Annotated in this window: 22 protein-coding genes; 1 reads left to right on the top strand and 21 read right to left on the bottom strand. The window is 34.2% G+C overall.

What is annotated here, in order from left to right; translation table 11 throughout:
- Window positions 1-15: 15 nt before the first annotated feature.
- The 21 genes from CLV81_RS01930 to CLV81_RS01840 form a co-directional block, all read right to left on the bottom strand.
- On the bottom strand, window positions 16-861 hold the full coding sequence (locus CLV81_RS01930; protein WP_106144864.1) for a DUF5694 domain-containing protein: 846 nt from the start codon (window positions 859-861) through the stop codon (window positions 16-18).
- 237 nt (window positions 862-1098) lie between these two features.
- Window positions 1099-2466, bottom strand: a complete 1368-nt coding sequence (locus tag CLV81_RS01925; RefSeq protein WP_106143380.1) for an ADP-ribosylglycohydrolase family protein — start codon at window positions 2464-2466, stop codon at window positions 1099-1101.
- 1 nt (window position 2467) lies between these two features.
- Window positions 2468-3451 carry a phosphotransferase gene (locus CLV81_RS01920; RefSeq protein WP_106143379.1) on the bottom strand — a complete coding sequence of 328 codons (984 nt, stop codon included), beginning with the start codon at window positions 3449-3451 and terminating at the stop codon, window positions 2468-2470.
- A gap of 713 nt (window positions 3452-4164) precedes the next feature.
- A complete protein-coding gene (locus CLV81_RS01915; RefSeq protein WP_106143378.1) occupies window positions 4165-5505 on the bottom strand; it encodes a condensation domain-containing protein in 1341 nt (446 codons plus the stop codon).
- 75 nt (window positions 5506-5580) lie between these two features.
- Window positions 5581-7188, bottom strand: a complete 1608-nt coding sequence (locus CLV81_RS01910; protein WP_158259058.1) for an ABC transporter ATP-binding protein — start codon at window positions 7186-7188, stop codon at window positions 5581-5583.
- A gap of 75 nt (window positions 7189-7263) precedes the next feature.
- A complete protein-coding gene (acpS, locus tag CLV81_RS01905) occupies window positions 7264-7632 on the bottom strand; it encodes a holo-ACP synthase (RefSeq protein WP_106143376.1) in 369 nt (122 codons plus the stop codon).
- Between the two features lie 37 nt (window positions 7633-7669).
- Window positions 7670-7933 (bottom strand): hypothetical protein, encoded by a 264-nt coding sequence (locus tag CLV81_RS01900; RefSeq protein ID WP_106143375.1) that lies wholly within the window; start codon window positions 7931-7933, stop codon window positions 7670-7672.
- An 11-nt stretch (window positions 7934-7944) separates the two neighbouring features.
- Entirely contained in the window at window positions 7945-8793 is an 849-nt protein-coding gene (locus CLV81_RS01895) for a cupin-like domain-containing protein (protein WP_106143374.1), read from the bottom strand.
- 25 nt (window positions 8794-8818) lie between these two features.
- Window positions 8819-10735 (bottom strand): S8 family serine peptidase, encoded by a 1917-nt coding sequence (locus CLV81_RS01890; protein WP_106143373.1) that lies wholly within the window; start codon window positions 10733-10735, stop codon window positions 8819-8821.
- A gap of 5 nt (window positions 10736-10740) precedes the next feature.
- Window positions 10741-11622, bottom strand: coding sequence for a hypothetical protein (locus tag CLV81_RS01885; RefSeq protein WP_106143372.1), 882 nt, complete (start codon window positions 11620-11622; stop codon window positions 10741-10743).
- 64 nt (window positions 11623-11686) lie between these two features.
- On the bottom strand, window positions 11687-13648 hold the full coding sequence (locus CLV81_RS01880; protein WP_106143371.1) for a S41 family peptidase: 1962 nt from the start codon (window positions 13646-13648) through the stop codon (window positions 11687-11689).
- Window positions 13635-14567 (bottom strand): peptide arginase, FlmR/OhkR family, encoded by a 933-nt coding sequence (locus CLV81_RS01875; RefSeq protein ID WP_106143370.1) that lies wholly within the window; start codon window positions 14565-14567, stop codon window positions 13635-13637. The genes CLV81_RS01880 and CLV81_RS01875 overlap by 14 nt, the downstream gene beginning before the upstream one ends.
- Before the next feature lie 29 nt (window positions 14568-14596).
- Entirely contained in the window at window positions 14597-16057 is a 1461-nt protein-coding gene (locus CLV81_RS01870; RefSeq protein ID WP_106143369.1) for a FlmE/OhkG family radical SAM/SPASM peptide maturase, read from the bottom strand.
- Window positions 16058-16488: 431 nt separating this feature from the next.
- A complete protein-coding gene (gene flmA, locus CLV81_RS20500; RefSeq protein ID WP_158259057.1) occupies window positions 16489-16659 on the bottom strand; it encodes a FlmA family RiPP peptide in 171 nt (56 codons plus the stop codon).
- Between the two features lie 25 nt (window positions 16660-16684).
- On the bottom strand, window positions 16685-16852 hold the full coding sequence (gene flmA / locus CLV81_RS20495) for a FlmA family RiPP peptide (protein ID WP_158259056.1): 168 nt from the start codon (window positions 16850-16852) through the stop codon (window positions 16685-16687).
- A 27-nt stretch (window positions 16853-16879) separates the two neighbouring features.
- Window positions 16880-17050 carry a FlmA family RiPP peptide gene (flmA, locus tag CLV81_RS20490; RefSeq protein ID WP_158259055.1) on the bottom strand — a complete coding sequence of 57 codons (171 nt, stop codon included), beginning with the start codon at window positions 17048-17050 and terminating at the stop codon, window positions 16880-16882.
- 10 nt (window positions 17051-17060) lie between these two features.
- A complete protein-coding gene (gene flmA, locus CLV81_RS01860) occupies window positions 17061-18068 on the bottom strand; it encodes a FlmA family RiPP peptide (RefSeq protein ID WP_106143367.1) in 1008 nt (335 codons plus the stop codon).
- A 50-nt stretch (window positions 18069-18118) separates the two neighbouring features.
- Window positions 18119-18709, bottom strand: coding sequence for a FlmC family 2OG-Fe(II) oxygenase (flmC, locus tag CLV81_RS01855; RefSeq protein ID WP_106143366.1), 591 nt, complete (start codon window positions 18707-18709; stop codon window positions 18119-18121).
- A 27-nt stretch (window positions 18710-18736) separates the two neighbouring features.
- Entirely contained in the window at window positions 18737-19267 is a 531-nt protein-coding gene (locus CLV81_RS01850; protein ID WP_106143365.1) for a UpxY family transcription antiterminator, read from the bottom strand.
- Between the two features lie 261 nt (window positions 19268-19528).
- On the bottom strand, window positions 19529-21892 hold the full coding sequence (locus tag CLV81_RS01845) for an ABC transporter permease (RefSeq protein WP_146129809.1): 2364 nt from the start codon (window positions 21890-21892) through the stop codon (window positions 19529-19531).
- A 257-nt stretch (window positions 21893-22149) separates the two neighbouring features.
- A complete protein-coding gene (locus CLV81_RS01840) occupies window positions 22150-22380 on the bottom strand; it encodes a hypothetical protein (protein ID WP_106143363.1) in 231 nt (76 codons plus the stop codon).
- 107 nt (window positions 22381-22487) lie between these two features.
- On the opposite strand from CLV81_RS01840, the gene CLV81_RS01835 reads away from it, so the two are divergent.
- The gene (locus tag CLV81_RS01835; protein WP_106143362.1) at window positions 22488-22877 is read left to right on the top strand and encodes a leucine-rich repeat domain-containing protein; all 390 of its coding nucleotides are present in this window, start codon (window positions 22488-22490) and stop codon (window positions 22875-22877) included.
- The last annotated feature ends 71 nt before the right edge of the window (window positions 22878-22948 follow it).

Genomic DNA, 22948 nt, shown 5'->3' with positions numbered 1-22948 from the left:
GGAGACTGGATTTGCTCAATCCTCCAAACTATCAAATTCCACAAATTCATATTGCGGGGAGGCCTCGAACAATTGCCTCAATATTGCTGCATGGCCGTTGCCAAATACCGCCAATATTCTGTCTTGCGGACCTTCCGTTAGCCGAAGAATATTGGAAAATATCCTAACGTTTCTGTTATACCACCAAATGGTAAAGTTATCTGCACCATCATAGTCTTTGGTGGCCATTTGCCCAGTAAGATACAGTCCAAAATTGGTGTTGTGCGACTCCCGTGAGTTCATTTCCTTTAAATAGGTCAAAATATGCTTATGTTTTACTTGTGTATCACGGTAATCGTACCACTTAAAGGCACTGTCCAAATAGGGGTCTTTAGCTTTCCAATCTATGTTTTCTATTAATGATTTAGCTAAGACTGAATCCTTTTCAAAAAGCTCGCTCTGCAAGGTTTCGGCATCCACACTGTACACGCTGTCAATGTCTAGTTCGTGGGCCACTCGTAAGGCTATCTGATAGCGTTCGTCGCGTTTATCACGGTAATTTCCATTTCTGTATTCCTGATAGCGTTTGTTCCAATCCGTTCCGGCTTCAATCATTATTTTGGTTGGCTTAAATTTTTTGATATACTCCACAAGTTCCGTTACCTCAGTTTTCTTGGGTTCCTTCAGAACATCAATTTTACTGTCGTCCTTGGTTTTGTGGTTGTCTAGCCCAGGATAGTCCAAATGGAACATACCCACTACTAACACTTTGGTCTTTTCCTTAGGGAAAAAGTCGGATTTTGTCTTTTCAATGGATGTGTTTTGTGCAAAGGATAATTGTACCATTATCCCAACTATAAGGAAGCTGATTTGCTTTTTCATTTTTCGATTGTTTGTATGAAAGATGAAGTTGAAATACAATTGTTACGGAAATCTTCAAAAACCAATCAAAAACACTTCACTCTAAAGTCCAAATCTGGAGCATCTGACCCAACTTCTAATACGGAAAACCATCATAAGACGATACAACGTTATAAGTTGTTGTCCTTGCGCTGAAGTCTAAATGATATGAATCCGTTATGTAATTTGAATGTCCACCCAAAAGACTTAGTCAAAGATTTAGGGTCGACTCTCATAAATGTGATTGGTCAAATCCTGAGCTAGCGCGACCAAATCAATGCCCAAAAGTTCCTTGTTGGTACTCAATACTTGTGTGCGAAGCGGTTCGGGCAATTTGTCAAAACCATCCTTGGCACCTAATATCATACCTGCAATTGCGGCAACCGTATCGTTATCGCGACCGTAGTTGACAATGAATTGCATCGTCTTTGTAAAATCGCCGTTTCCATAAAAAAGTCCTGCATACAATATTTCCCAAATCTCACCAGCATGGAAGGCAATCATGTGTTTATTGCGTTCTAGTGCCTGATAGATGGCTTCCTGTCGATACCAATCCAACGTATTTCCAGGAAAATTTTCTGGAACCTTTATGCGAACTGAATCTTTGTGGATTACTAGAGCAGGGGCATCCCCAATTTTTCCGACAATCAGGCTGTCATTCAAGACCAATGAGGGTACCAAGGGTATTTCCTCGATTTCAAGGGCCGCTAGTATATAGTTTTCGACTCCTCTCGCAATACCTCGCGGAATACGCCCTATCAAACGGCTATCTTGATAGGCATACGGGTCGATGTAAGCATGTGCCTGAAGAATACTGTCCATATCCTGTGTTTGTAACGCCATATTGCACATTACGGCAGCAATACTGGAAATGTCTCGGCCGTATCCCATGTCAAAAATGGTATGCTCATAGGCCAATTGATAGGCCGATTCGGCATTAAGGGCCAAGAGTCCAAACATTGGAGTGTACAGCATGCCAGCGCAACTTATTTCTCCTCCATAGAATCGGTCACGGGCTTGTTCGTACGATGTGCCGCCCTCTTGAAAGGCTAACGCCACACGTGCCCACTCCTTGATCCAATTGATTTTTTCAATTTTGGCATCTAGGCTGTCGGGTTCTGCAAGTATGGTGCGATCAGCCAACGTCTTTGCATTGTCCTGATAATAATCTATAATGAATTGGGCAAAGGCATTTGCATTCGGTGGGGTTGGGCCGGTTATAATATAACGGGCCAGAGCAACCTTCCAACGGGTGTCGTCGGTAGTGGCCCCTTCAGGAAGATTGTGCGCCCAAGATCCTTCTGCTGATTGCCCGGATGTAGCGGGAGTTAATCCAGTGATATACCCATATCGACGTTGAATATCCTTTCGGTTCCACATTTCGGTCGACAATCCCATCGCATCCCCTATAGCGGAGCCGACCAACGCCCCAAGAACCCGGTCGTGGAGCTCTTCTTTGGATAAATCGATTTGCCGTTTGCCATAAATCGGTTTAACGGGACTGGGCAGCACCAATTTTGGGGTTTCCTCCTTACAGGAAAGTATCAGAGCAACCAATGAAATGATGAATGTTGATTTTATGGACATGCTACAAAGTTTTATCGGAAAGTACCATATTTCGGGCTTCCTGTAAAAGGTGTGTTTTTTCGTTTAAAGTGCGCTGCATGGGCAATTGGGCCAGACCGATAAGCCTGCGTAGTATTTCTACACCAGCCACTTGCCTTACCAATATTGGGTCGTGTGCGCCTTTGTATACTTTCAATACTTCTTCAACAACTAAAAAATTTGAGGTGGCCATAGTGAGGTGAGCGGCCATTATACCCAAATCGAACTCAGGAAAACCTATGAAACTAAATTCAGGGTCGATGATGTAAATGGAGTCTTCTTGGCTCAACCAACTTCCTGGATAGTAATCCCCATGAATGAGACAGGTTCCCTGCGAAAGGTATATTTCGCCAATTTCTGTCACCTTTTTTTTGAGAAGGTCATCCGTTTTGAAAGGTAATGAAAGCTCTTGAAGTCCCTCCTGAACCGCATTGAGTGAAAAACCGTTTTCTTTCAGGAAGGGTAATATAAATATGTGTTGATGGTTCAATTCGCGCAACTGTCGGTTTTGTGGAAAGGTATCCAACTTACCAACAGAGTGAATCGTTCCTGCCAACTGGACCAATTTTCTGATTTGTTGGGACGAGACCTTGCGCTGACCATATAAATATCCCATATCATCACATTGGCCTAGGTCTTCCTGCATCATTAGATATTGCCCTGCATCATAGGCTATCACTTTGGGAAAAGAAGTTGCTATGGAAGAGCCTTCGAGAGCCTTGTAAAAATGTCTCTCCACAGCAATACGCTCCAAAGGGGCCTCTATCTGCGGATATTTTTGAACATAGGGACGTGATTGTTTTAGGATAAACGAACGATGGTTGGTTTGCACCCTAAGGACCACGTTCATATTTCCTTCTCCCGCTTTCTGTAAGGATTGGATATGCTCATCGGCTATCAGCCATCCATTAGCTTTGAGGAATTCTTGCAGTTTGTGAAGTGCCAGATGTTCTTCAATATATTTCAAAAAAAAGAATTTAGTAGAATACAAAGATGAAAAGTCTGCCTCAGATTTTTATAAAAAAGGAAAACTAATTCAAGTTTGACATGTTTTTATAGTGAAGAAGGACAAGCATTGAAAACGAGGTAGCAACGAAACACTAGACTCAAATCGAATTGCGCCTTTCAGCATAATTCTCCCATTCTCTTGCTAAGTTTGGAAGTGACAATAATTTATTGTGCTTGGAAACAAAAAAAGCGTTCAATATTTGAACGCTTTCCTGTAACTCACATTCTTGTGAGTTGTGGTACCTCCAGTTTCACCAAAATTGAAGAAGTATACTTCAGATTGCAACTAATAAAAATTCAGAAAGGTCTAGTTGCATGTTAACTAATCACTTATGAACTTTAATGGAGGATAATAATCTGGACCATATTTTCGAGCTTATACTCTGTTATCTCGTACTGCTTGTTTATGAAAGGTATTAAAAATCAAGATTTATTGCTATTTCCAAGCTTTAATAGAACCAAACTTTTTGGCTATCGCAAAGTTTTAAAAGTTCTAGAATGAATGAGCGGATGGGAATAATTGAAGGACCAATTACTAAGTTATTAATGGTAAGGTTTCAGATGGGCTTCATTTGATATTTACTTTAAATGTAATGATTTACATTTTTATAGTATATTTTAAAAATGATATAAGAGTTAATGTTTTCTTTGAAGTAACCTCAACGTTACTCTCTAAGTAACTAATTTTTTTATTTTAATCCCCATATTATAAAGTCCATTCCGCAAAATTTTTCGGTAAGTAATAATTATAGACCTGATTGTTTGCTCGTCGTAAAACAATAGATTGTAAAAAACCTCGATAAGAAAAGTATTCTGAAACTCGGTTACTTTGATGGCCAGTGGGCACGGTATTTCTGCTTTGGAAATGTTATTTGCCTTGATTTCGTTAGTGAGTTTTCCATTATCATTCAAGTCTCCGCCCAAAAAGTTGAAAAACGAAAAACACCGCTTCGGAACATATATCTCTCTAATCGTTTCCGTATTAAAGACCATTTTTCGAAGAGAATTCAGATATAGAACTGAACTATATTCTAAATATTCTTTAAAGACGAGTTCTAAATCAACCTTATAGTATACCAAAACGTTCCCAATAAGATTACCAATTACATTTTGACTATCCTGATTCAGTCTATTATGGAACAATGTCGGAATCAAAATATGATTTCTGCCTGTAAATTTAACCCCAACAAGTGCTAGAACTGACATAAGTATTGTGTTAGGACTGAGATTCGATTTCTCCCTCAATTCTAAGACTCCTTTAAATAAATCAGACTCTATGGTGAATTTTATGAACTCACCATTAGTATTATTATATAATATTCTCTGAGAATAACTACGCCAATCCTTGTTTTGCAATTTTGGTTTGTTATGAATGAGCGCACTTTTTTTGTAAATCACGTCATAATTTATAATCAGCTCATTGGAAGAAATCCTTTCTTTTAACTTAACTATTCTCTTTTGATCAGGTTGTTGAAGAAGTCTGGGATTAGATGCGATATGTTCTTTAATAGATATAGGCTTGTTATTCAAAAACAAGGGATTCTTGCCTTTCTTGTTGGCTAAATAAACTCTTTCAAGCTCCCTTTTAATGATTCTTTCCGACCATGCATCGCAAAGTATATGATGAATATATAAGGAGAAGAGCTTTTTTGATTTTTGATGCTGTACGATGGCTCTTGTCAATGGAGGTTGAGATAAGTTTTTCAACTCGTATAGGATTGTTTTGATGCTTTCGTTGGCCTGGGCTTCATCTGCACAAATCTCTAATCCGCAAATATGACTGTTAGGTTCTGCAATGGCCATTTTCACTTCCCCATTTATTTCTGGAAAAAAAGTGCGCAGTGTTTCGTTTCTTTCAATCAAGTACCCATAGACTTTTTTAAGATTATTAATACTGACTGTTGAAGGGAGAGTAGCTTCGATTTTTACAAAAGATGGGGTTTGGTTATGGTTTAAGTATGAATTCAACTTCCAATCACTTAATTGGCGTGCTGAGACGGCATAGGTTTTCATATTTTTCAATATTTGTTCGTTATCTCTTTAATAGAGAAAAGCATTTGCCAAAGAAGTTATGATTAATGTGCTGTTTTAAACCAGATTGATTTTTCTGTCGGTTATCTCATAAATCTTGTCGCAGTATTTCAATGAGGCGGTCCTATGAGTGATGAAGATTATTAAAGATTCTTTTAACTCTCTCCTTATATTTTCAAAAAGAAGTTCTTCTGTTTTACTATCAAGGGAAGAGGTGGCTTCATCAATAATTAAAATTGGGGGTTTCTTTAGAAAAGCTCTAGAGAAAGATATTCTTTGTTTTTGACCATCTGACAATATAGAGGCATTGTTTGTTAGAACAGTATGTTCTTTGTGTTCGAGATTATTTATTACTTCAAAAAGTCCTGAAAGCCCAATAGCATTCTTGATTTCTTGAGGATTTGTTTTCGTAATTCCATATTTTATGTTTGTTATCACATCGCCGGAAAATATCTGGTTTTCTTTTTCGATTAGAGCGTAAAACTGGTTCCAGTTTGATATGTTTCTTATCCCCTGCACATTGTTCATAAGAACTGTGCCTTTACATGGTTCTAGAAATCCACAAATCAGGTCAATCAAAGATGTTTTTCCTGACCCACTTGCTCCAATTATGCCATAGACATTTCCCCTTTGAAACCCAAGATTTACTTCTTCAAAAACATGTTTGTTATTATAACTTATACTTACATTCTTAAGAAATAGACTTTCAAATTCTTTTGGATTTGAAAAACTTGAAGGAGTTATGATATTATCTTGAAAATGTTCATATACTCTTGCCATTGATACTTTTGCCCTTTCCAATTCATTATAACTATTAATTAAATTCAACATTGGATTATACAATTTGTTCAAGTATTGCAAAAATGCCACTAATGCTCCCAAAGACATTAAACCTTCAAAGACCTGTTTACCTCCATACAAGAGAACTATTAACGGTCCAATGGCTATCAAAAAACCTGTTAGATGATTACTGCCTCCTTTGATTAAGGAGATTCTTACATAATAGTGAATAAGCTCTCGTTGTAACCTAGTTGCATTTTTCTTTTCACGTATGTATGTGTTGAAGCTTTTTATTACTCTAATATTCTTAATCCTTTCAAAGTAAAAATCATGTAATTCTGAGTCTTTAGCTTGTAGTTTTTTAAAAGATTTTCGAATTTCAGGTAAGAAAGTTTTCGTGGATATAAATATGAAGGGTAGAACAAAAAGGCTAAGAAAAGTAAGCTTGTAATTCAAAACAAAAAGCATGATAAGTATGCCAATAATGGTAATACCATTGTTAACTATTTTAAGTCCAAAAGATGAAACCCCATCTTGAATCGTCTCAACATCATCTTTAAGCAAAAAAACGAGTTCTCCAATCCTCTTTTTTTTTAGTTTGCCTAATTTTTCTCTCAACAAGCTTGAGAACAAATCTATTCTAATATCATTAATGGTCTCTTGATTAATTCTGGTAAACAACACCTCGAACAAAAGGTTACCTAAAATCCTAATGATGTATATTCCCAGAAGAAGCATTAGGATGTTCATTAAATCCCTGTAATTCCCAGATGGAAAAATATCATCAATTATGATTTTAAGGACGTAAGGTGTAGCTAGTGATAGTAAACTTGTGATAATTAGTAACAATGAGGCAAAAATTCCTTTAATAGCATTTGGTCTCAAATAGTTAAGAAAGAAAAAAAACATACTTTTTGTCACTCTTCGTTTGATTACAAAAGGTTGTGAAAACTGATTAGATTAATCGAAGAAAATCACAAAGGCTAGTGCGGTTTGTCCGTAATGTGTTAAAGTAATCGCGATTTTACTGTATCCAGAATTTTCAAAAATCTTCTTAGTTTTACCATGGAGACGGACATATGGATTGCCATTTATAAGTCTTAAAACTTCAATATCATTCCATTTAACACCCTTGCCCCATCCAGTCCCTAAAGCTTTCATCACAGCCTCTTTACCAGCCAATCTAGCAGCATAGTGCTGTACGGGATTGTTTTGAGATTCACAATACTTTATTTCTTCCGTGGTAAAGACTCTTTTAATGAAGTGCGAACCTTTATCGATTTCGTGTGAAACATATTCTAACCCTATCATATCAACTCCTACATTCATGATGTACTACTGATTTGTCAAAACTGCGTTTGAAGAATTAAATACGAATGTCCTGTTTTAGACTACTCATGATTTTTTCAGTAATAACTTCAACGGAAAGGAAAAAATCCATATCAATATCATCATCATTAAATTCAATTTCAAACTCATCTTCTAATGAGGTAATCAAGGATAGTGCCTGTGTAGATTCACTCAATAAAATATGAAGTTTGTCACCTATACTTAACTCGAAGTCTTCTTCTCCAGGGAAATATGAGTTTATTGTACTTTTTACAGCATGCAAAATGTCGGTTCTAACCATATTTAATAACTTTAAACTCTAGAATATGAGTTTTCTGTTGCTATTTGTTTTAGTGAATCAATCGCCTTGATATTATTTCTTTTTTTAAAATTGTCCATAACATTTTTTATGTTGGTCGCATTTATAAAATTCTCAGTAAGTGAAATCCCAGACTGAATGTTGTAAACCGCATGCCACCATTTGCTTGGGGTAAAAACGATTTCACCCGGTTTTTGAATACAAACCACTGGTCTTGCATCTTTTAGTTTTGGATATCGATTGTAATCTGGATAAAATGGATTTACTTTCCCTTCGTACAATAAATCTGTTTGCGACTCATCGTAAAAAAGCCAAAGTTTACGTCCGGAAATTACCGCATTCCATGCGCTAGTATCCCAGATATCCATGTGTACGTTGCTAAAGGTGTTAGCTCCTCCTATATATAGCCATGACAGGATATGTCTTATTTTTCTGGATTTAATTGATCGATACCAGCATTTAAAGTAGTCGGGGACTATATAATCATTTTCTAAAGGAGTATTAAGATGAATCTGGCAGTCTATAAGATAATAGGGGAACTTACCTTCTTGTCCATCTATATTTTCAAGAGCAGTAGCTAGGTAATCCTCAAGAGTGAATTTCTTGATTTTCCTGTCTTTACTTAAAACATCCCTAGCATCAACTTTTTTGTCCCCATAATGTTTACGGAAAAAAGAGCTATTCCACTTGGAGAATGCGTCCCAAGAATTTGCGACATCTTTTATTAGTACTGGCCTGTTCTTAAATCCAAAATTTTGATTAAAAAAATCTTTGGTAGGCTTTGAACACTCTTCCAATATGTCTTTAGACTTTAAATAGTCTGTAATCTCTCTACTAAACATAATTTTCCTTTTTATACTTAATCGATTAAGAATTTGAAAATGCCATTTGAATGCTATTCACAATGAAATCATAATTGTTTTTATCCATGATATCGATTACAGGAATTTTCAATTCTTTGGAATAACATTTCATACGATTTTCCATTTCATACTTATCCATTACATCGTAGTTTGCTAAAACACCCCCATTAGTTGTTTTTATAAACCTTCTACGATACGGAGTCATGCATAAAAACAAAGTTTTTGCCCCTGTGAAGATTTTAATAGTCTCAATAGTATTTCTAATCAAGTCAATTTCATCAGTTGGGTTAATAGCGCAAACAACGGCATCGGGTTTGAGGCTGGAAATGAAATTGAGTGAGGATAATATATAGTCAGAAGAATCTAAGATTTGGGCATTACGCGGTATCATACCACCCTGTGTTCCTGAAATAATTATATCCGGATTATTTACTTCTTGTATTCCCTTAAGACATTGTGAAATGTATTTTCCCCACTTATCATTGGAAATTTCAACCGGAGAATTGAATCCGTAGGGAAATAGCATTTGAGCTCCAAATATTACTGCTTGAGGTTCTGTTGCAAAATGGGATACATTATAGCCAAGAGCTTCAAGACTAAATTTGATTTGGAGTTGTATGGTAACTTTGCCTTGCTGACTGCCTGTCCCTACAACAGCTAAAACAGGTACTTTTATCTTTGGAAGATTTGAAAATTCTAAAGCCTGTTGAAATTGTTGGAGATTTATACCTTGGTAGAATAACTTTCCAGTATACTTTCTTTTTTGTTTTCTGATTTCTTCTTGAATAAGATTAGATACCGACCTATCCCATACAATGAAGCTTTTATTTCTTTTGACACACTCTTCTATGATTCTAATCCCAAAAAGTATGTTGGCATCAAAATCCTGTTCGAGAAAATAGCCCACAACAAGAGTATCAAAAAGGGAAAAGTCATTTTCACTTAAAGTGCCTGACCTGTAAACTACATCAGTAGTGGATTTCTGAATTAACATGCTCTTTTTTAGCACTTTCGGATAATCCATAAGCAAGGTTATTGGAAACTTGCTTTGTTTTTTGAATTTTAGTATGGTAGAGTTTTCTTTCTCTGAAATTGGAAAAAGTGCAATCTTTTTAGTCTCCTGGAGACTCTCCATGCAGTTAAAAAAAACTTCCTTTTGTAATTTGCTAGTAGTTTTAGATTCTCGAAACAAAAAATCATCAAGGTTTTTTCTGTATTTGAAAGGAATAACTTTTGAAGAACTATTCTTTCTCAGAATTGAATAGATTTTTTTATGCAAATTGCTTTCACATTCGTTAATTAGTCGAGATAAGATTCCTGTAAATCTTGCAGCGGCGTAACTTGTACCTGCAGTAATCCGATACTCTGAATCTTTCCAAAGTACCCTTTGAACTCCGCCATAAGCTAGAATATTTATTGGTGCTCCTTCACAATATCTATACTCCATTTTGTTTTTGACTAAACCATTCGCTACTCCGAACACACAAGAAAAGAATGCAGGAAAACACGGGCGACTAATACTTGGATGAGCAGCAGCCACGATAAAAACATTTTTCTGAAAAGCTTCTTCACATATTTTTTTTAGTCTCATGGAAGGTACTTCAGTAGGAATACCTAAACTCAAGTTTATGACATTGGGTTTTAAATTTTCAATACTGAACTCCAATGATGAACAAACAAGACTCTCATTGATTATCCCATTAAGGGAGGTCATATGAACAGATAGTATTTTACTAGAAGAATCAATTCGGTTTATAATTCCTGCTATCGCAGTACCGTGACCAGTATCATCAGAACAATCATTATCCTTAATTTTGATTGATCCATCTTCATCTACGGAAATTAAGTAACCTTCAATATCACAATTTTTGAGTTTTGGATGGTTTTTTTCAACACCCTGATCAATTATCACAATATTCATTTTCACTATTTTCTTATCAATGCATATTGATATTGTGGATCATAAACTTCATCTAAAGAATTTATAAGACGAAGAAAATTTTTGTAATTGCGATACCCCTGATAAAGATTCATGTGATTTCCAATTCTTATAGCCATATCACTGTTCATATTAACAGGCTTTAGGTCTTGTATCAATTTTCTAAGTTTATTAATCAAGGGGAAATCAGACAGGTCTTTTGCGAATTCATTCTTATCATTATGCACTGTCAAGGAAATTAAAGGAAAAACGTTGAAGCTCGATAAACCGGAAAGTTCAAACTGCATTTTCGCCACTTCGACTCGTTCAACAAAATGGAAAGATTGTGTATCTTCTTGAAGAATATTGAAAATTCTTTCCAATACGTCGTATAAATGTTTTTCATTTAGATAAATACAAAGTTTATATAAGGATTTGTATTTACTCTCCAAACCGACAAAAGCATTCTTTATAACCACGTATTTCTTTGAAAATAAATTGTCAATAAAGGGAAAATCATGTCTATTTAAGGTGTCAATTATAGTTTGAGCATATGACAAAGTATGGAAAGAATTTCCCGACCTTATTATATTTAGCCAACCATCACATTTTTCTTTTAATCCATTTTTAACACTTATGGTTGATTGTAGTTCCTCAGCACATATTTTGCAAAAAAGCAAAAGATTGTAATTAGCCACATTGAGTTTTCTTAAAGCGCTGGACTTGTTCTTGATTAAGGAGTCAATATCAAGATTTCTATTGATAAAGTTTAGAGTGTAATTATTAAAGTTACATTCGTGAAAAAGTTCCGAATAAGTACTAAAGGATTCTATTAGTTCTTTTTGCTCCTCATTATTTCGAGGAAAATTATTGCTTACTTTAATTTCCATGAGCTATTGTTTAGAGAATTTTAGGGAACTTATGGTTGGTGGTTTTGAACTGAGCTTGATTGACTTAATTCTTGGTCATAATTAACCAGTGGTCCATAGGATCTAAAGCTGTAGATAAAACCTTATCTTCATACGGGAGTAAATCTCGAACTTTTTGAATTTGCGGTTTAATGGTTGGCTCAATACCACTGTCTTCGATTTCTCCCATTAAAACATTTTTTCCTGCCAATCCATTTATGTAGATAATGTTTTTCGAAGGAAGCACGAGGTTATAGCGTGTAGCCATTGAACCATACGTTTTGGCTGTAGAAATAAATTGGACATTAGGCAATTGTAACATCGCCATAATAAAACTTTCACTAGAGCAAGCAGTCAACCAATCACCGATAATTATAACTTTTTTGTCACTTAATCTCAAATAGGGGTTTGGTTTGACCACCAAAAGTTGTTCTTCACCATTGATTACGGTTTTTGAATAAGTCAAGGAAGTATCTAAAAATGTTGAAAATAGTCTAATTGAGGATAAATCTTCTCCCCCACCATTTCCTCTTAAATCAAGAATAATTCTCTTCGAATCAATTAGTTCATGAGAATGATTCATAAACTTGAGATAAGTATCTAGATACCAATTCTTAATGCTGAAATAGGAAATACTATCATTAAACTTCTTGAATTCGCAATGTTTAAGTAATTTAAATCCTTTTGGAATTCTTGATTTTTGATTATAGGTAATGAATAATGAGTCCGTTAGATTGGTGTCATCCTCATAAACAATATGCGTAGAATCTGATTTGTAACCCGATAAAATTTCTCTCTCAATATATTTTATCCTACGATGCTCTGCGGATTTTGAATTATTCCAAAGGCTATCAACTATATGGCTTACCTTTTTACCATTTATTACTTTGATTTTAGAACCTATTTTCAATTTTGAGAACTTCTCATTCAATACTGCACCAACGTAAAGCTCTTTACCAATAAAAACCCCTCTTACCGGTCCTCTTAGTTTGCTAGGTTTTCCCATTTCATTTTTGCAAGCTGAGGCTAACTCTACCCCAAAATGTGCGTCATTAAAGTTTTTAGAAACAAATTCATCAATCTTTGAGATTAATTCGCACAATTCTAAATCCCTAATAGTATCCCAATAGCTGGAGAATTTCATTTTTATCACCCTCTTTTTAATTTTCTTTTCGGAATAAAATGGATAGTATTCGAATGCAAGATTTAGAATTTCATAAATAAGCGTTTTCTCATCTGGGTTTGACCCTTCTATGGGTTCCAAATTAATAGTACCAGTAATCAACGTATTGTCATATATTTCATTTGTTACGTCGATTAATTCATAAACGTTTTTTTTTAATAGTGTTTCTTCTTGATTAAGTAGTGCTTTGAAAAATCGATGATTTACCTTAAGTCTTTTTTGATTTTTATTTCCGATTATTAAATCGTAAATAGAAAAACTTCCGTTACTACTTTTGGTTGAAGCAACAATACTAAAACTGTTTAGTAATGTGGGGTTGGAATTTGAACCCTTGAAAAATGCATTTTCCCTACTGAAATCTTTTAGATTAAACTGGATTGGGGTTAAAAATCCATTCTCCGGGACTTTCAATTCTTTATAGTACCATTCCTTTGAATCATCAGAAAACAAAACAAAATGTAATTTTTCGATATTTTTTGTTTCTAACCTACAAAATAACCCTAGGTTAGAACTATTTTCTAAATCAACACTCTTTCCCTCAAAAGAGGTAGACCAGACCAAACGATAGTCCTCTATGGCTTTTTTTGAAGGAAATAAAGCAGAAACTTTCTTGTCTTTCAAAATCTCATTAACATGCAATCCTCCACGCAAATGCTTTTCACCATATTCGTAAGGCGGGAATACCAAATCATAGTTAAGTTTTTCTTGATTCTCACTTTTAAATGAATATATCGTATCCGTAATGACATCCTCATAGAAAACTGCTTCAAATTGAGCTGTAACAATAAGAGATGAAAAACAAAAAAGAAAACTAAGCAATTTCATTTTGAAAAAAATTGATTTCGTCTATGTAGTGGATATCTAAATTGTAAATTTCTGATAGACAACTTATTAGATATTTTTCAATGAATTCCCATTGCTCTGGAGGAGTGTATTCACTAAATCGTGATCTACAGATAGTTATTATTTGAGGTTCACCTACTTTTTTGGAGATTGTGTTAACAAACTTTTTAACTCTTTCTTCAATCTCCTTCTTGTTTTTTAAAAGACTACTTGGATATAACTCATTATAATAATTTAAGAGATAGAAATATTTTCCATCAATTTTTCTAGCTTCTACCCTAGATGGTAAATAATTCAAACGGTGGTATTTGTCATTTGTAAACTCATTAAACTCATCTTCAGATATCTCAATTATTATTTCCTTGTTTTGATTAGGCATTCCTGTACAGGAAAAATAGTCCAAGTCTATGTCTAATACCGGATTTACTTTAGATGGTAGGTTTTCTTCGGTAACAAGGTGATACTCAAATTCTTTGTATGTTGTACTGGACTTTCTGTACTCCTCGATAATCTTAGGTATATCTTCAATCTTACCAGACATCAATTTCTTACCGGAATCATTTAAGGATTTGACATACATTTTATTTGAAGTGATTGAAGATTTTCTATGTTTTTGTTTAACCCAATAAATACTTCGGAATAAACCTTTATAAATTGAGGGTATAATAAAAGAGGCAATGTTTAGCTCCTTAAATACAAAATCATGAATATCGGATAAATCTGAACCTAAATTGTCTATAGAAATATTAAACCTTGGAGTTCCCATGTCTGAATGCTCATCAACATGAATTAAGCAATTTTGCTTTTGTTTAATAAGTCCATTAGCTAGGGCATATTGCCATACGAAAAACGCTTCATTATGTTCTTCTATAACAAAGGTTTGAATTGAAGTTTTTTTCATAAACCTAACAATTAAAAAGAATTGGAAAATTATTTATTGGTATGGCCGGTATTCTCAAACTTTTGATTAATGGGAGCACTTATGAGGTCCGGATGATTTTTCAACATTAGATATTGTTCCTTAACAAATGGTATTGTTCTCTCCTTCCAATATGTGCATGGTGGTTTCCCGGTTTCAATTGCTTGATGAGAACAAGATAATTGGTCACAGACCGGCAGGTATTTACATTCGTAGCAGTCTTGATGCAATTGGAATCGGTCAAAGTCAAAATATTCTTTGAAATCATCAAAACTATAGCCAGAATTTACATGATTGACACTTCTTTTTTTATCGTGAATAGTCTCCCAACATTTGTGAATGTATCCTAAAGGGTCGATAACCATACTATAAGGAGAAACCCAGGTTGCGCAATCTTGCTGTTTGGATGGAAGAGTCCATTTCAACTTTGCCTGAGGTATATTATTCTTTGTGGCCCATTTATTGAATAATTTTATTTTTAAAGCGCGGAAGTCTTGTAGTACATCAAAAAATTCAGGATTACTTAGGCCTTCAGAACTGTCATAATCTCCAGCTTCTTCATAAACCCTAAGCCACGAAGGACTAAAATTGAATTCCGAAAATCTCATAGGCCATATACCATAACTTTCCATATCTTCGAAAAATTCCGCGAAACTAGACGCTACTTTTCTATCGACGTTAATTCTAATATTTGTCTTAATTCCAGTTGGCATAATAGATAGATTCTCCAATATTCTCTCGTAATTCTTTCTTGTGTCAGTATTTTTTCCTTTCAGTGGTCTACTTTTATTGTGAGTTTCTTTCGAACCATCTATGGTCACCTGAACGTTTTGAACTTTATTTTCGATTAAGAAGTTCCAGGTCTTTAAATCAAGTAATAGTCCATTTGTAATAATATCAGAATTATAATCCATCCCGTATTTCTCGCAAAGTTCTAAGAGAAGTGGAGTTAATTTTTCAATTCCAAAAGTGTTAATTAAGGGTTCTCCACCGTACCATGTTACGTTTAATGTTTTCCAAGATTTTACAGGAGACTTTACTATCATGTCATTCACATATTTGGCGATTCCGACAATGTTCTCCTCACTCTTAAGCGTTAGATTTGGCTTAACAAATTCAAAACAATATGGACACCCCATGTTGCAAAGAATAGTTGTTCCAATAGTGAGGTTAATAGTACCGGGAGATTTAATTGTTGTATCTCTTCTTTCTTTCGAATAAAATGAATGAAACTCTTCACGCTCATCAATATCCGCATCAAGAAAATAGCCCTTAGAATATAAATATTCAAGCATAGGTAGATTTCTTCCTTCGCTCTTGAGGTCAATTGAAGTTATGTCATGGTAGCGCTCTAACTCAATACCGTTAGAGTAAGTCAACAATTCCAACCCCCCATTTTTTGTATTGTAGAGGATATATTCATCAGATTCAACGATTGGAATTAGCACATTGTAGAAACTTGACTTTATCATTTTTTATGTCGTTTAAAATCAACTTGTTGTAAAGGTTGCGCAAAGCAAATAGTTTGCTTTTACCAATAAAAATCGACTTATTAGTCATTATTGGGCTGTAGTAAATATTAGAGTGTCTCCCGGAAGTTTAAGCCAAAAGACTTTTAGGAAAGGTTGATGTAGCCTAATGGTACGCTATGTTTTTGAAATATGATGGAACCGATGACTGAATAAATCAATCACCGGTATAAAACTGATTTGCTCTCTATCGAATTAGCAAGTTTATACTCAACACTTGTTCCAAATATCAGAAAATCTAACGTATTAGATTTTCTGCGACTGGTATTCGTAATGAAAGCAAAAAGAAATAGATTAAGATTTGAGTTAAAAAAATAGCAAAAACTCATTTTTCTTAATTAAATCGAATTCATCATTTTAAAGTAACTGAAATACTAAAAAAGAATATCATCTGCTTCATCTATCCCCCGATTAATCCGGCAGGTTGTTCCGTTACCAAACTCATTACAAAGGAATTCAACTGCGCCTCCTTTTGCCTCGGTATCAATTTCTGAAGGTTTAATTAACTCCTTTGGCAACTTTGGAATTTGTCTCTCTTTTTTCATGTTTTAAAATTTAAGGTTTATTGAATTAAAATAAAATATCACTTTCCTCATCAATAGCTCCGTTGATTCTGCAAGTGGTTCCACTACCGAACTCCCTACATAAAAATTCTACTGAATCTCCTGAAGTGTTGAGGTCAATCTCTGTTGGTTTAACCAATTCTTTAGGCAATGCTTTCAATTTCTTGTTTTTCATTTTTTCGGTTTTAAAGATTTTTAATTTTTAAAATAATATGTCATTTTCTTCATTCATACCATAGTTAACACGGCAAGTAGTTGCGTGATCATTTTCTCGGCACATAAACTCAACCATTTGAGTTGTAAAAAATGTATCTGTTTTCTCTGGCTTAATTAGTTCTTTTGGTAAACTCTTTAATTTTTTTCTTTTTCCCATTTTTATTTCTTTAGAAAAGAATATCTTCATTTATTCCACTTTCAGAATTAACGCGACAATGAGGGCCGCCCTGGTATTCCCGACATAAAAAACCCACGATTTGCTCTTCATGTCTCAGGTCAATTCTTGAAGGTTTTTTTAACTCTTTAGGCAACACTTTTCTCATATTCCTAATTTTTTCTGATATAAAAGTATTTTGATTTAAGTCTGTATTCAATTCCTTTTTTTTGACACTTATTCTGTTTTTTTGTTTGAACTCTATTCCTGTCAGTTCTTTATTGTCCATTTTTAGAGTTTTTCTAAACTCTCCTGGTGTACAGAAATAAATTTTTTTGAAACAGCTGTTAAATCGTTGTTCATTGCTAAATCCAGATTGTCTTGCAATATTTTTTAGGCTTAGTCCCCGATTTTCCATTAAATTCACGGAGTGCTTTACTTTAAAATTTAAAAGCAGTCTTTTTGGATTTAGTAGCTCATTTTTTTTGAACTCTCTTGATAAGGTACAATCGGTGATATTTAATTGCTTTGCTATTTCTGAAGTCCCCATCAAAACCAGGTAGTTGTCTTCGATTATTCTTAAGGCCCTTACTAGTAAGGTTGACTTATTTTCTAAGTGAATATCTAGTTCTCTGAGTGTAATTTTAGAATTCAAGCGATTGATTGAATTCCTCAAAAATTCCTCCAGAGTAAATAAATTAGAACGCTTAATGATTCCGTTAACGCCTATTTCTCCGCACTTTCTTATAGTTTCTGGTTTGATTTCAGGACTTACAATCCCAATTAGCGGAAGTTCTTGAAAGTTTTCTTTAATTTTTGCAGCTAATTCCAGCATAATCGGACTATTACTTTTCCAATAGAGCACTGCACAATCGAATGTTTTCTTTCTTAGAAAGGATATAGGAGCTTCCCTTATTTGGACAAACTGTAACGATGCAGATTCTTTTAGAACTGACTCAATACTACTTCTTATTGTCTCGCTCCCGATAATAAGACAGGTAAAAAAGTTCTTACGATACATGTTGTAAAACTTATTGTTTGAATCGGATATTTCAATTAATAGCAGGACGTTTAGTTTTGGTGGTTTGCGGAAACATACTTCATAGCCAAACTAAATCGAGGCACATTACATATTCGTGTTGGAACCGAACCTGTATGTTCAATGTTGCCTGGAAATATTAAGAATCTTCCTGGCGTTGGCAATATAGCTCTTACGGTATCGCGCCCAGAATAGAAGAGAGTTTCTCCTCCCCAGCGATAGTCCCAAACATTGTTTACGTAATAAAGAACCGTAATGTCATCTTCATTTATTTGACAATCTCTATGTGGAAACTCCATATCTCCATAAAATGACATATTAATATAGGACCTATTAAGATTGTATACCTTTTCATTATAAAACTTAGTAACAAAACCTCTCGCGGTTTTCCCAATCTCAGTTTCTTTTTCGAACAAATCAGTTTTAAAATCTGTACTAAATATTGGATAACGATCGTCATAGTCATCTCTTTCATTTTTTTTAAATGAAAGTTTTGAAACGTAATCGAAAAATTGATTTACTAAGTCCAAATTCAAAGCGCCATCTATGATATGTATTTTTTGGGATTCAATAGAGAAGGTAGTAACATTAGTCTTGGTTAAGACTTTTTGCTTATTAGACATCTAGATTATTTTTAAGGTTAATGAAACTTATATTTTTACACTTTGAATACTTAGGCTGTTCAATGGAGCAATCACGCTAACGTATCGGTTCAGACATTTTATTTGCAAATAAACTTCACAAAGGTTTTTATTCTTCATTACTTCCGCTCTCAATCCGTGAAAAGGTCCTTTAGTAATTAGAACCTCTTGTCCAACTTTAGGCTTTATGTACTTTATTTGAATGTCTCTAATGAAACCTGAATTGGTAATTTTTCTAATTGAGCTAATCTCCTGATCGCTGACCTTGGAATATTCAGCGCAATATTTAAGAAACTTGAATGCTCCATTCAGCTTCAGAGTAATATAGATTTCCTTGCGGGAAGTGGGTTTTACGAAGATATAAGTTGGAAAAAGCGGTTTAGTTTTGTAATCTTCTTTTACACTTTTTGAAGTATAATTTCTTTTTATTAAGGGCAGATAATGCGTTATACCTTGTTTAGAAAGCTTATCAGCAATTTTTTTTTCATGGTGGTGTTTCACATATAAAACCATCCATCCATCTATTATGTTTTGGGGCATAATTCACAAATAGTACGATAAAATTTGAAAAATCTAAAAGGAACAGGGCTTCGCCTCTCTAGTACGAATCTTGATAATTCGACTTGACTTCTTAAATAAAGAAAGTAGTATCTACTTTAAATGTAGGAAATATATTCGCTAAAATCTTACTATTTTGTAAGATTTAACTCTAATTTTACATATTCTAGCGGGGTTGAATCCGAAAAAAGAAACTTGTTATTACTACAAAAATTTTCTACCGACCATCAATTCGTACTTGGTCTAATCTTCATGTAAATGTTGAACTGGATTTGTCTTTGCAGCCTTTAGGCTTTGCCAACTAACAGCCAGTAGTGCCATTACAAGAGTGAATACGCATGATAAAATATAAATAGAGAAGTTGTTTTTAATTCTAAATGCAAAGTTTTCTAACCATCTATCGGAAAGATACCATATAATCGGAGTGATAATTAAAAAAGCGATAAATACCCATTTGACATAATTTTTGTTAAAGGAAACCAAGATTTCCGTAATGGTCGCTCCGTTGACTTTTCTAATACTTATCTCTTTTCTTTTTTGTTTTAAAAAATACGTAGACATCGCAAGAATTCCGAGTGAGGAGATGATTATTGAAAGAAAGGCAAAATATGACAATAATTTTGATAGCCTTTCTTCCTTTAAATACCACTCTTGGATGGTTGTGTTTACAAACATTAATTCAAAAGGATTATCGTTGGTAAGCCCAGCATATACTTTTTTAATTTCCTTAATCGTGTTGGCAGTGTTTTCTTTACTTGAGCCTAATTTGATAAAAACTTTATTCGCATAGGAATTTTTGGTTTCTTGTTTTATCATCAAGGGCCTAATCCCAAGTTGGAGACGGTTAAAATTAAAATCATCCACTAAGCCCAAAATAGGTACTTTTTCCCCGTCAAAATTTACATTAGAAGCTGTCCGTTCAATACCCAATTCCTTTATTGCAGTATTGTTGAGGTAGACTCCTTTTTTGCCAAAAGCCGTACTGTTAGATTGAACAGGTATATCAAAAACTTCAAAAAATGCGGTATCTACCCGCATTTCTTGAAAGCTTACAGGTCTTCCTTCATAAGTAAACGATTGATTGCTGCCACCATCAATGGGACTTCCCCATACAATGGATATAGCCTCAACTCCGGAGACCTTCATTATTTCTTCCTTGATTCTTGATTTTTCATTTGGATTACCAAGGTAGTCCGTCCATATTAGATTCTCATATTTGAAACCTAGATCTTTGGATTTTAAGTACTTAGTCTGATTGATTATAATCCAGCAGCTTGCTAACAAGCCGATTGTGATAGTAAACTGAAAAATTATGAAATACTTTGTGTAAACCGTCTTTGTACGTTGTCTTAACTTCCCGCGTACAATCTCCAAAGGTTTAAATCCTGATACCTTGATTGCTGGGATAATTCCTGAGATCAAAGTAATCGATAGTAGAATAGTGAAAAAAATCAAAATGCTTCCAATGTTCAGTTCATCGGTTAAACTTAAATTCAATCCTAAACGGTCGTTTACATAAGGGGAGAGTAAAATTGTAAATAAAACTGACATTAGAGTTGCCGCCCCACAAAGGAAAATGGACTCCATTAAGAATTGTAAGAAAAGTTGATTTTTGGAACTTCCAACAAGTTTTCTAATCGCCACCTCTTTTCCACGAAAAAAAGCCTGAGCGATGGTCAGATTAATATAGTTGCCAATTGATAGTAGTAAAATTAGAAACACAATTAATACCACAACATAAACTAGAAACTTACTACTGTTTTTAGTCCAATTACCCTCTTTCTGACTATAATAAATTTCTTTTAACGGTGTAAAAACTACAGTTGAAGCATAACCATCTTTATATATCCAAAAGTTATTTTTAAAATAGGATAATATCTCATTTGCTTTCGAAGGCAAATCAGAATTGGGTTTTTCTAAAAGATAGATACTAAGCGAGCAAAATTCGAAATTTTCCATAAAATCTTGCATGCCTAAAATTTCTCCCATACTCCCAATATTAACGATCGCATCAACTTTTTTTAGATGGGTGTTTTCCGGAAAGTCAGACATAATTCCTGTAATGATAAATTGGAATTTGTTGTCCAAGCTTATGGTTTCACCTATGGGATTCCGGCTGGAAAACATTTTTTTTGCCAATGATTCACTTAAAACAATGCTACTTTTGGTTTCCAGAACATTCTGTCCGTCTATTATGGAGTAAGAAAAAATTTCAAAAAAAGAACTGTCTACTGCTAATAAATCAATCTCAAATTTTTCTTCACCTATATGGTTTATGATTGATTTATTGTCATATGTTCGCGTATAACTTTCTATTTCTGGCACTAATTCTGATAAAATGGGAGCGATAGGGGCGGAAAATTCTGTTCCCTCATGTTCAATTCTGAAAATTCTATCTCCGTTGACGTGAAACCCATCAACTGATGATTCATTAATTAAATATGTGCCTAAAAAAAACACGAAAGTAATAGCAATAGAAAACCCAAAGATTGTAACGAATGTGTAAAGCTTGTTCTTAAGAAGATATCTGAAAAAAGTCCTTATAAAAGTTTTCATCGGATTAGGTTTTGAACTAATTACTGTTGCACAAAGTCGTTGTTTTTCCAATTTATTGATCTAAATTCATGCCATATATATATGTTGCTGATTATCAAAATTTTAATAATAAAATGTAATAAAAGACTTCTAGGTATTGTCAATATATTTTACACCATGTGTAAATGTTTTGAACACATTCAAATTTATACTTCTTTTAGGTGGTAACAGCTTATGCTTCTTACTTTTTCCTGAATAAATAAAGTTTTCTAGCGGCAAAAGCAGCTAGAGAATCCTTAAAGTCATATCTGGTTCAATTCCTAGTTGAATCAGGGAACAAGATTCTTTATTCCGGTGTTTAGTGTTACTTCTCCAAATTTCTTGAGTTGTGCCCTAAAATAGGCCAACGATTTTTTCACCTCCAACCCTTTTAGAGATACTTCCATGGCGGTAAAATATACTAGAAGTGATTTAGGCCAAAGGGGTAGTAGTTGTTCGGGGGAATATTTCAGGAGCAGGGCATTAAATCGAAATCTAACCGCCGAAAATTCAAAGAACATCGCTAATTGGTCAAAATAATTGAATTTCTAAGAAACAATAAAAACGAATTTGTAATTCAAATCTTACCTTTATTTGTCCATTACCATTTCATTGAACTTAAAAACAAATGGCATCAGAAAATTATGAAATTGCTTTAAAAAGGATTCGAGAAGCAAAAAAGAATCATCTAAGATATTTAGATTTAAGTTTTCTGGAGTTAGTTGAAATTCCCCACGAAATTAGGGAGTTGAACTTTCTTATGGATTTAGACTTAAGCTATAATAACCTCAATATCCTATCTGACGAAATTTATTCATTAGATAATCTACACTACCTAAATATAAGTAACAATAATCTTAGCGACTTAAACTTTATGCTAGGTAGAGCTTACTCTTTTAAAGAAATTAATATTTCCAATAACCAATTTAACTTCATACCAAGTAGTTTGTTGAAAATTGGTGTATCACACATACTTTATGAAAACAATCTTTTCTTGACAATTTACCTTACGAATTAGTTGCTAGGGACGACATACATTATATAGATTTTTATCTGGATGCGCTTGCAAATGATGATCGAAGCAAGAGA

This window comes from Flagellimonas meridianipacifica (assembly GCF_003001695.1).
Taxonomy (GTDB): domain Bacteria; phylum Bacteroidota; class Bacteroidia; order Flavobacteriales; family Flavobacteriaceae; genus Flagellimonas; species Flagellimonas meridianipacifica.
Note: the sequence above shows the minus strand (reverse complement) of the source record. Positions and strands in the feature narration are given on the sequence as shown.